We start from the raw sequence: 9,189 nt of genomic DNA, 5'->3' as shown, positions 1-9,189 counted from the left end.
CGGCGCTTCTTGTCTTCTGCAAAATTTATCACCATCTAGGCAAAAGCACATATGATACATTAACCATAACGAAAGCGAGTGATAGCAATGCCTGAACAAAGCACCAGCCAATACATCGACAGGCCCGACGGCTTCGGGCAGCATGGAGGCTCTCATGGAGGCTCTCATGGAGGCTCTCATGGAGGATCTCATGGCGGAGGCCATCATGGCGGTGGAGGCTACTACGGCGGATATCCCGGAGGCTTTTACGGCGGCGGCGGACTAGGCGGGGCAGCGGGTCTGCTTCCGTTAGCATACCTGTTCTCACAGCCTTATTATCCTCCTTATGCAACGCCATATTATCAGCAGCCTTATTACGGATATCCCGGTGCCGGAGGATTCCCCGGATACGGAGGGTATGCCGGCTATCCCGGTTATCCGGGCTACGGGTACAGAACGCTCTTTTATCCTCAGCCTTACTAAGCTAAACCGGACAGCCTGCGCTTGCAGGCTGTTTTTGTTTTCAAAAACATTAGCAAACACTGATGCTGGTTCGTTTAGCATGAACATAGTCAAAATGTGGTAAAATAAAGGAAATGAACTACTATGTTAGGAGGAGAATATGAAACAAAGAGCGGTTGCTTTACTTATCATCCTATGCCTTTCCATTCTTTTGCTCCCATCGGTACAAGCCGATACCGGCCCCGTCTCCATGACATTTGCAGGCGATGTTCTGTTAGACGGATATGTCGGTAACCAAATCAAGAAGAACGGGACTGCCTATCCGTTCCAGAAAGTAGCCCCTGTATTGCGCGCGGCAGACATCTCTTTTGTAAATTTAGAAACGCCCGTTTCGGTGAGGGGGTCCAAGCTGGAAGGCAAGATGTTCACGTTCCGCTCCGAACCGAAAACACTGGACGGTTTAGTGTACGCCGGGGTTGACGGAGTAACCCTCGCCAACAATCATATTCTGGATTACGGCCAGACGGCCATGCTGGATACGCTGGTTCATCTTGACCGCAAAGGCATCGGGCATACGGGCGCCGGCAAAGACGCAGAGCAGGCGTTCCGTCCGTTTATAAAGAATGTGAAGGGACGAAAGATAGCTATTGTCGGGGTTACCCGCGTCATGGAGGATCGTTCCTGGCATGCCGGAACCCGTAAGCCGGGGGCGGCGTCCGCCTTTACCGATAAGCCGATGCTGGATTATATCAAAAAAACCGCCGGCCAAAGCGACTTTACCGTAGTATACGTTCACTGGAATAAGGAATTCAGCTTTACCCCTGAGGCTTATGCCCGGGACCTGGCCCGCAAGCTGATCGATAACGGTGTGGATCTGGTCGTTGGCGCGCACAGCCATACGCTTATGGGTGCTGAATTCTATAAACATAAGCCTATTTTCTACTCTTTAGGCAACTTTGTATTTAACCAGTCGACCCGGGGCGGGGCCGTGACAACCTTGTCGATGATGCTGAAAGTCTACTGGGACGGCTCAAAGACGACAACTGCGATCGTCCCGGCCAAAATTTCCGGCGGTCAGCCGAGGTTGATGGATCAGGCGTTTAATCAGTCAATCATAGCGCATGTCAACCGTTATTCTTATAATGCCAAGGTAAGCAGCAACGGCGTGGTGAAAGAAAAATAGCTTGCGGGATACTTGCTGGCATAGAAATAACAAGAACCTCTCCTTACTGTCCGCTCGGCTGACAGTAAGGAGAGGTTCTTCACTTTAAATTAGCCCAAATCGCTTTCAAGCGGCGGACGACAGAATCAGTACGAATAAGTTCAGCCAGCACCCGTGCGCAGCTGCCGGATGCTGCGGCTATTCGCGCAGCAATGCTTCATTCAACGCCATCTCTACTTTCGAGGAGTCTTCGCCTTGCTTTTTCCAATAAATTAAAAGCAACTGTTCCGATCTTACTACAACTGGAATGACTGCAAGGGTCATCGTTTCGTATAACTCATAAAATTCTAGTTCAGCCTTGTCCGTCTGGTGTACCTCTTCATAGCTGTAAATATAGAGATTGACCGGCTCATTCTCGGTTTTCGCTTCCGAAGCGCTCTGCAGCCGGAACTGCTTCGGTGCCAGGCCCTGAAGCACAAAAATGCTGTTCTTCCCCTTATCCATAGACTTGTAGGCGGTAAAGCCTGTCCGTTCCAGTGATCTATTGAAATCTGCCATTGCTGCTCTAGGATGGTTGCCGTTCATAGAAGAACATCCGCTAAGCAGAATAAAAATAGCAATCAAGAAGATAAAAGTTGTTCTTTTCATGTGCGCCCCTTTGATAGTCTACCCTATTTTATGAATGGGCAGGAAATTCATGGGTAACCTAGTCTACGAGTTCCACAGTATCAAGAAAGGAGCGAATGTGCAATGGTTTTCATTGATAACGGGCAGGAAGAGCATCCTGAAGAGACCATCGAGGCGGAAGAGCCGGAACAGGAACCAGAAGAAACAGATGTAGTGCACGTAGAGTGGACAGGTTTCATTTAAGCTTTGCATGCGGGAGCGGCGGAATTGGGATTGGGATCTAGACATTCGTCCAATCCCTCCCGACTCCTGCCACATATGATATTTCGTGGTAGACATCCTTCCACCACTCACAAATGACACGAGGAGGTTATCTCATGAGCGGAGTAGGTTACGGCGGTTTCACTTCTACAGGTGCAATTCTGGTTCTTTTCATTCTTTTGGTTATCATCAGCCGTTCTTTCCTGTTGTAATAGCAGTACTCCCCTTAGGGGGAGGTACATATAATGTAACAAACGCATGGTAAGGGTGGGAATGAATGATGTACGCAAGATTCGGCATGCTTAGGTTACGAAACACAACACCGCTTTCATTTGCAGAGCAGCTAGCTTCCCAGAAGCTGCAGCTCCTCCGCTCGGTAAAGGGATTCCGTGGGATCACTTTTTTGGGGGAGAAGGTAACGAATGAATTTGCGACTATCAGTTACTGGGAGTCGGAGGAAGATGTCATCGCTGCGGGAAAAATAATTGCGTCCGAAATCAGCGGCTCGATCCCTCTTGTCTATTTAGAGTCTCCTCCCGTTGTTATTATTTATGAGGTATACGAGCCTAGTACCGGACTGCCTTCTTGAGCTTATTATTCTAATGATCAGTGGACTAGCCATTTTACCGAAAAATCTGCCTAAACCCTAATAGAGTGATGCTTACGCGATCGGTCCATACGCCTCTTCCTCTCTTTAAGGAAGGGCAATGAAACAAGCCGCCCCTCTCGGGCGGCTTGACTTGGTTTGCAGTACCCATTGCCACCAAGCTCTTTCTGAGGCGTATGATAACAATTGAGAATGATGCAAGCAGAAGGAGAGTGCCAAATGACAGACAATACGTTGTATGAAGAACAGACGGCCCAAAAGCTGCTGCTTTGGGAAAAGGAATTGCTGAAACCTCCAAGCATGCTGGAAAGAACATCGAAATCTATCTCGACCCGGATAAATACAATCATTCCGGATAAGGTTCATCAAGCCCTGACGACCGCGGTGAAAGGAATTGTACAGACGAGCTTGTTCACCATGGACTACATTCCAAAGAATCAACCGCTGCGGGGTGCATCCCTTGCAGACTGCGATATCCGGGCGGAGGAACTTCTTTCCCTTTACAAGAAAATAGCCGCCGCCGAAGGAGCCGGGACGGGTGCAGGAGGCATCATGCTCGGTCTCGTTGATTTTCCGGTGCTCATCGGCATCAAAATCAAATTTTTGTTCGAGCTTGCCCATGCCTATGGTTATTCGACAACGAATTATCGCGAGAGATTGTTCATCCTCTATGTGTTCCAATTGGCCTTTTCCAGCCAAAGTAAGCAATTGAGGCTGCTTGACATCGTGAAAACATGGGAGGAGAAGGCAGGGTCGCTTCCGCCCAAGTCGGACCAGGTGGATTGGCGCCAGCTTCAGCAAGAATACAGGGACACCATCGATTTTCGCAAAATGCTGCAGATGATACCGGGCATCGGAGCCGTGGTAGGCGCCTGGGCCAACTATGGACTGCTGGATGAGCTGGGGCAAACCGGTATGAACGCCTATCGGATGAGGCGGCTTCAGGACAAAGATGCGTCTTATAATGCAGACTAGGCATGGAACCGCATGTCAAAAAACCTTCCTACCGGTCCCTTTCGGAACACGGACAGAAGGTTGATCTAGAGGAAACTCTGTCAGATCTTCAATTCCCCAAGCTTGATTAGCTCGACAACCGCTTGTGAACGACCTTTGACATTCAATTTCTGCATCACATTGGAAATATGATTACGTACGGTTTTCTCGCTGATAAACAACTGCTGCGCGATATCCCTTGTGGTTTTATCCTGTACCAGTAGTTCGAAAACTTCTCGTTCACGATTAGTTAATAAAAATTTGCTCTTGTGGTCGCTACCCTTCATGTGGTCACCCCTCCTTGCCTGGGCTATGTTTGGTATACAAGGTAAAGGGATACAGTCAAATTCAGTTTATGACGCCCGTAGGGCAATGGTGCGGTAGCATAGAAAAATAGGCGGATCCCCGGAATCACGGCAAAAAAACCGGCAGCATAACGCTGCCGGCCTGTACAAATCGGGCGAAAGTTGGCCGATCCGATTAAGGGTTCTTCGCGGGAAACACACGGCGGACCATAGAGTTGAATTCCTCTATAAAGCCTTGAATCGCATGTCCGCGGGAGGCTTCCTCCGCAATATTGTTGACCCGGGCCACAAAATCGGGATTGGCGGAAATGTAGATGTTCCGGATCCCCGCTTGGGCTTTGCGTATTTCCCCGTCAATCTTCGACTTCACAGAATCTTCTAGAGCAGCTTCCGAGTCCGCAGAATTGTTCCCTTTAGTCGCACGGGACTTCGCGTTCCAGCTGCCGGAATGCTCCAGCACTACCGCAACGTAGGCATTCTCGTTCGTTAACAGAACGTTTGCCGAGTGCACTTCCGGCATAGCGGAAATGTTCTCCGCCAGTTTCTGGCTTATTTCCATCCGGTCATTGTGGTGTGTGCCCCCCATGTGATTTCCGTAGTTCCGGATGCCCTGAGCGTTGATCCCTCCGCCGCGTCCGCTTACATCCAGACCGCCGAGATCTTCATGGTTGTCTTGACGCACGATATTATGCCCGCGGATGCTCATGCCGTTGCCCTGCTCCCAATTCATATCGTCACGGTTGAAGCGGAGCCCGTTCAAGTCTTTGCCCGTCCTGTTCAAGCCGTATTGCTGGGCTTTCGGGCCGTTATCGTTAGTAGATTGATTCCCGCATGCGGACAAGCTGCAAGTCAGCGCAGAGATCATAGCAAGCTTAAACAAAGGGTGATTGTGCATAACTGCTGTCGCTCCATTCAGGATAAAATAGGATTCCTTAGTTAGTCTTTTAAGATGAGCCCTATTTTATTCCCTTTACCCACTACACTAAGGTTGAAAAGAGTACGAAAAAGCCTAAAGGATACACAATGGCTGAACCGATCAGCATGCGGTATCTGGAAGATGCCGTTGCCGTCCCGAACAGGTCATAAGCAATTTGCAGCGTCAGCATACCCACAGTTATCAACGAAGCAAGCAGCACAATCCATCCCAAATTGGGCAAAAGCAGAGTAATCACCGCTGCAGCAGTAATGCCTGCTCCCGCAACCCACTGGACGGAGCCTAAGACGGTAATCAGCTGTCGAACATCGGATTTGCGGGTTCCCAGCAGGGAGCCGAACATCCAAACTGTACCGAACAGCACCACAAGCGAGCACAAGGAAGTCATAAGCAGCACGGAAACAATGCGTTCCCCCAGAATGATACGCATCAGACCGTCTTTAAAATAGCTGCCGAACAAGCGGTCTATCCGCACCAGAAGCACCCATCCCCATAACATAAACCCGAGGATGCCCGCCAAGATGCCTGTAAACCCGAATACTGCGTCCCTGGAAGCTTGAAAATCCAGGCACCGGTAAGGGTTGCGCAGTATATTCCCGACCTCTTTGCTAAAAGCTTGAAACGAATGTTTCTGCGCCGTTCCCGGCTGGCTTGTCCCCAATCCGCTCATCTTCGTTCCTCCTCACAGGTATAAATCATCCTAATCTTACCATGGGCGCGATGAAAATGAGTAGTGTTTAAATGGCAGGCATCACGTTTCCGCCGCAAACTGGCAGATAAGCTCCCGTAATGAAGGCTGCAAGGTCCGAAGCCAGAAACGCGACTGCATTGGCAATGTCCTGGTCCGTTCCTCTGTGCCCGAGCGGCACGCTGCGCTCATAGTCTGCGTTCCGCTCCGTCCCGTGTATGCGGTCCCTTTCGCTGATCGTCCAGCCGGGCGCTACTTGGTTGACCGTGATGCCGTGTGCTCCGATTTCTTTCGCGAGGACGCGGTACACGCCGTCCATCCCCCTTTTGCCGGAAACGTAAGCCGATTGGGTCGGAAAGTTCTGCATGGCGCATTCTGTATTGATCCCGATCATCCGGCCCCAGCCTTTGGAGATCATCTCCGGAACGAAGCACTTGGCCAAATGGACGCTCTGCATGACACAAGATTCAAATTGACTTGCATAGTCTTCCAGTGGCTGCTCCAGCACGGAAGTCCACTGATATTGAATGACTGCATTCGCTACGACAATGTCCGGCATAGAGAACCCGGCTGCAATCGTATCTTTCATATGCTGCACCGAGGCCATATCAGTGACATCGGCCCGCACCGCAACCGCTTTGCGTCCCATCGCATGAATCTCTTTGTTCAGCTTCACCGCATTGTCGTCATTAGAACGGTATTGAATGATCACATCTGCTCCGCATGAGGCCAACGTACGGGTAATCACTCTGCCCAGCTCTCCGGTCGCTCCGGTGATTAATGCCGTTTTTCCTGAAAGGTCCAATTTCACACCGCATTCTCCTTTTGGAAAGCATTCTCATTCTTTCTTCTTATCAAAGATACTATAACTATACCTGCAAGAGAAAGTACTAATGAACATGGAGATGGAACCGCAGCTGTTTTTTCCGGAACTTCGAAATAAAACAACCTCCTCTCAGAAGCGAGAGAAGGCTGACAGGTTAGCTTTGTGCAGTAATGACTGAGATGGATACAGGCGGAAGGGTAACGGCCGCAGTTACATCAGTCATTTCCGCAGCACGGTACCATATGGGAGCCGTATCGTCAGGTCCGGTTCCTTCCAAACGCCATACGGCGGAAGGAGCGGAGGGTTGTTCCACGCCCTCGATCCGGAGCTCAATGGGCTGTTCTTCATAGCTTTTGTTAATCAGAAATACGCTCATGCCGCCAGTCCTGGGATCGTAAGATGCGAAGGAACGGATGTAAGCGGTGGAGCTCGATGCAACCATGTGATCATGGAGGAACTGTCCCCAGATTGCCGGTGCCCTGCCCGAAGGATTCAGCCCGTTAGCAGGATTCAGCGCATCCCAGATGGACGGTTCCTCCGGCTTGATCCAACGGGTGTTCCACAGCATCGTAAACTCAATCTTCGGCTGCAGCAGCGCCTGGCCGAACAGTTCGAAGGTAACAAGCGCGTGGCCCAGGCTGTTGCTGCTGTCCCAGGCGCCGCCCGGTACCCGGCAGAAGTCTTTGGAGTTGCATTCCGTAATGACGACCGTTAGCCGGTCCTTGGATGCAGGGTCCGCATAATCCTTGATTGCTCGGAGCGCTTCTGTTGCTTGAACGAGCAGGTTTACTTCCGGGTGGCGGACATAGTGATCGTAACCGCCCCAATTCAGGCAGGCATATTCGCTTACCGTCAGAAAATCGATCACATCCGATACTTTAGGCAGGAACACCGGCCACCAGCCGGCATGATCCATCCCGCTGACCCCGATTTTAATGGAGGGATCCACCGCTTTCATAGCTTCCGCAATCGCACGGATGTCATCACCAGCGCGGGACGGGTGCATTCCGCTCTCCGGATGCCAGTTCTCGTTGCCGATCTCCCAGTAAGTTATGCCGTATCGTTTCGTTAGATTGGCATAAGTGAGCCATGCGACCGCATTTTCGATGCAGTCTTCGAGCGTAACCTTCATATTGTACTTTGTTTCATATTTTAGAGGATTATCATAAGCCGTTACTACAAAAGGCTGCGCACCGCATTCTCTGCAGAGCTCAACATACTTATCAAACTCCAGAAGCTCCAGGCCGTCTTCCAGCTTTAGCTTGCGGTAATCGGGATTATAGTTCAGCTGTTCCACACGCTCCCCCGCCAGTTTCCAGAAATGCGTATCGGACTTTTCCCCGCCCGGATACCGCAGCCGCTTCATCCCCATTCCGCCCAGTACTTGCGCTATAGGAGGCGCGTCCGGCCTGTTCTTGTCGGAGTCAACAAGGTAGTTCAGGTTGATGCCTACCCCGTCTCGCGCGCCCGTCCGGATTACATGGGACAGGTCTACCGTAATTCGTTCCATCTCTGTTTCCCTCCATGGAAAGCTATAGTCTGCAGCCTAATGCTATCCTGACTATAGCCAAGCAGGGAAACGCCGTCTACAGTTCCGCTCTATCTTCATTGAACCAGTATTACAAATCGTTGATTCACTATACGTACTTCAGTACGATCTCTTCCACATGCTGAAGATGTACGGACATGCTGCGGGCAGCAAGATCCTTATCCCCTCGCTGAACCGCCATACGAATTTCTTCATGTTCGCGATAAAGTTTTACGGCTACAGAACGGTTGGAGTAAAGCTCCGCTCTTCTAACCCCGCGAATCGCCTGTTCCATCGGAAGCATGATCGATTCCAGCAGCTGCACCATAATCGGGTTATGGGTCATCCTCGCCAGGGATAAATGAAATTCCAGATCCGTCCGTTCTCCCTCCAGGTCATCACCGATGGAACTTTTCATTTCCTTCAGGAGACGTTCCAGCACGCGGCAATCCTGCTCCGTCCTTTTTTCCGCAGCGAGAGCGGCGTTAGCAACTTCCAGCGCTTTTCGCGCCTCCAGCAAATTCAGCAATTCCGTACTCTGGACTTGAAGCTCTGCAAGAGGCTGCTCACCCGGCGGAGCAGACTGGAGCACTACGCACCCGCCGCCTTGGCGGATATCGATATAGCCCATCGCCTTTAAAGCGCTTAAAGCTTCCCGTGTCGTAGAACGGCCTACCCCAAAGCGCTCCGAAAGCTCCCGGGTTGACGGAAGCTTATCTCCCGGCTTCAGCGTCCCGTCCACAATCTGCTGTTTAATCTGTTCCATAATCGCTTCATAATGATTCTGCTTCGTTAATCGCGTAACTTCCATACGGCA

At 50.8% G+C, this 9,189-nt stretch carries 12 protein-coding genes; 5 read left to right on the top strand and 7 right to left on the bottom strand.

Going from position 1 to position 9,189, the window contains the following annotated elements; all coding sequences use genetic code 11:
- Positions 1-87 precede the first annotated feature (87 nt).
- Positions 88-462, top strand: coding sequence for a hypothetical protein (locus tag ACFSUF_RS08750; RefSeq protein ID WP_377602132.1), 375 nt, complete (start codon positions 88-90; stop codon positions 460-462).
- 139 nt (positions 463-601) lie between these two features.
- Entirely contained in the window at positions 602-1,624 is a 1,023-nt protein-coding gene (locus ACFSUF_RS08745) for a CapA family protein (protein ID WP_377602130.1), read from the top strand.
- A gap of 177 nt (positions 1,625-1,801) precedes the next feature.
- Here ACFSUF_RS08745 and ACFSUF_RS08740 read toward each other — a convergent pair whose 3' ends face one another.
- Positions 1,802-2,251, bottom strand: coding sequence for a hypothetical protein (locus ACFSUF_RS08740; protein WP_377602129.1), 450 nt, complete (start codon positions 2,249-2,251; stop codon positions 1,802-1,804).
- A gap of 356 nt (positions 2,252-2,607) precedes the next feature.
- Here ACFSUF_RS08740 and ACFSUF_RS08735 point away from each other — a divergent pair, with 356 nt between their 5' ends.
- From ACFSUF_RS08735 to ACFSUF_RS08725, 3 genes are all read left to right on the top strand, one after another.
- The gene (locus ACFSUF_RS08735) at positions 2,608-2,703 is read left to right on the top strand and encodes a YjcZ family sporulation protein (protein ID WP_377602127.1); all 96 of its coding nucleotides are present in this window, start codon (positions 2,608-2,610) and stop codon (positions 2,701-2,703) included.
- A gap of 65 nt (positions 2,704-2,768) precedes the next feature.
- A complete protein-coding gene (locus tag ACFSUF_RS08730; RefSeq protein WP_377602125.1) occupies positions 2,769-3,080 on the top strand; it encodes an antibiotic biosynthesis monooxygenase family protein in 312 nt (103 codons plus the stop codon).
- A gap of 237 nt (positions 3,081-3,317) precedes the next feature.
- The gene (locus tag ACFSUF_RS08725; RefSeq protein WP_377602124.1) at positions 3,318-4,073 is read left to right on the top strand and encodes an EcsC family protein; all 756 of its coding nucleotides are present in this window, start codon (positions 3,318-3,320) and stop codon (positions 4,071-4,073) included.
- A gap of 80 nt (positions 4,074-4,153) precedes the next feature.
- Here ACFSUF_RS08725 and ACFSUF_RS08720 read toward each other — a convergent pair whose 3' ends face one another.
- From ACFSUF_RS08720 to ACFSUF_RS08695, 6 genes are all read right to left on the bottom strand, one after another.
- Positions 4,154-4,378: a helix-turn-helix domain-containing protein gene (locus tag ACFSUF_RS08720; RefSeq protein ID WP_019422432.1), complete on the bottom strand. Its 225-nt coding sequence runs from the start codon at positions 4,376-4,378 to the stop codon at positions 4,154-4,156.
- Positions 4,379-4,571: 193 nt separating this feature from the next.
- Positions 4,572-5,291: a YhcN/YlaJ family sporulation lipoprotein gene (locus ACFSUF_RS08715; RefSeq protein WP_377602122.1), complete on the bottom strand. Its 720-nt coding sequence runs from the start codon at positions 5,289-5,291 to the stop codon at positions 4,572-4,574.
- An 82-nt stretch (positions 5,292-5,373) separates the two neighbouring features.
- Entirely contained in the window at positions 5,374-6,000 is a 627-nt protein-coding gene (locus ACFSUF_RS08710; RefSeq protein WP_377602120.1) for a hypothetical protein, read from the bottom strand.
- A 67-nt stretch (positions 6,001-6,067) separates the two neighbouring features.
- A complete protein-coding gene (locus tag ACFSUF_RS08705; protein ID WP_377602118.1) occupies positions 6,068-6,829 on the bottom strand; it encodes an SDR family NAD(P)-dependent oxidoreductase in 762 nt (253 codons plus the stop codon).
- A 169-nt stretch (positions 6,830-6,998) separates the two neighbouring features.
- Entirely contained in the window at positions 6,999-8,354 is a 1,356-nt protein-coding gene (locus ACFSUF_RS08700; RefSeq protein ID WP_377602116.1) for a hypothetical protein, read from the bottom strand.
- A gap of 127 nt (positions 8,355-8,481) precedes the next feature.
- Entirely contained in the window at positions 8,482-9,183 is a 702-nt protein-coding gene (locus ACFSUF_RS08695; protein WP_377602114.1) for a FadR/GntR family transcriptional regulator, read from the bottom strand.
- Positions 9,184-9,189: the final 6 nt, after the last annotated feature.

This window comes from Paenibacillus gansuensis (assembly GCF_042684925.1).
In the GTDB taxonomy this organism is placed as follows: Bacteria; Bacillota; Bacilli; order Paenibacillales; family DY6; genus Paenibacillus_N; species Paenibacillus_N gansuensis.
This window is presented reverse-complemented; position numbering and strand designations above follow the sequence as displayed.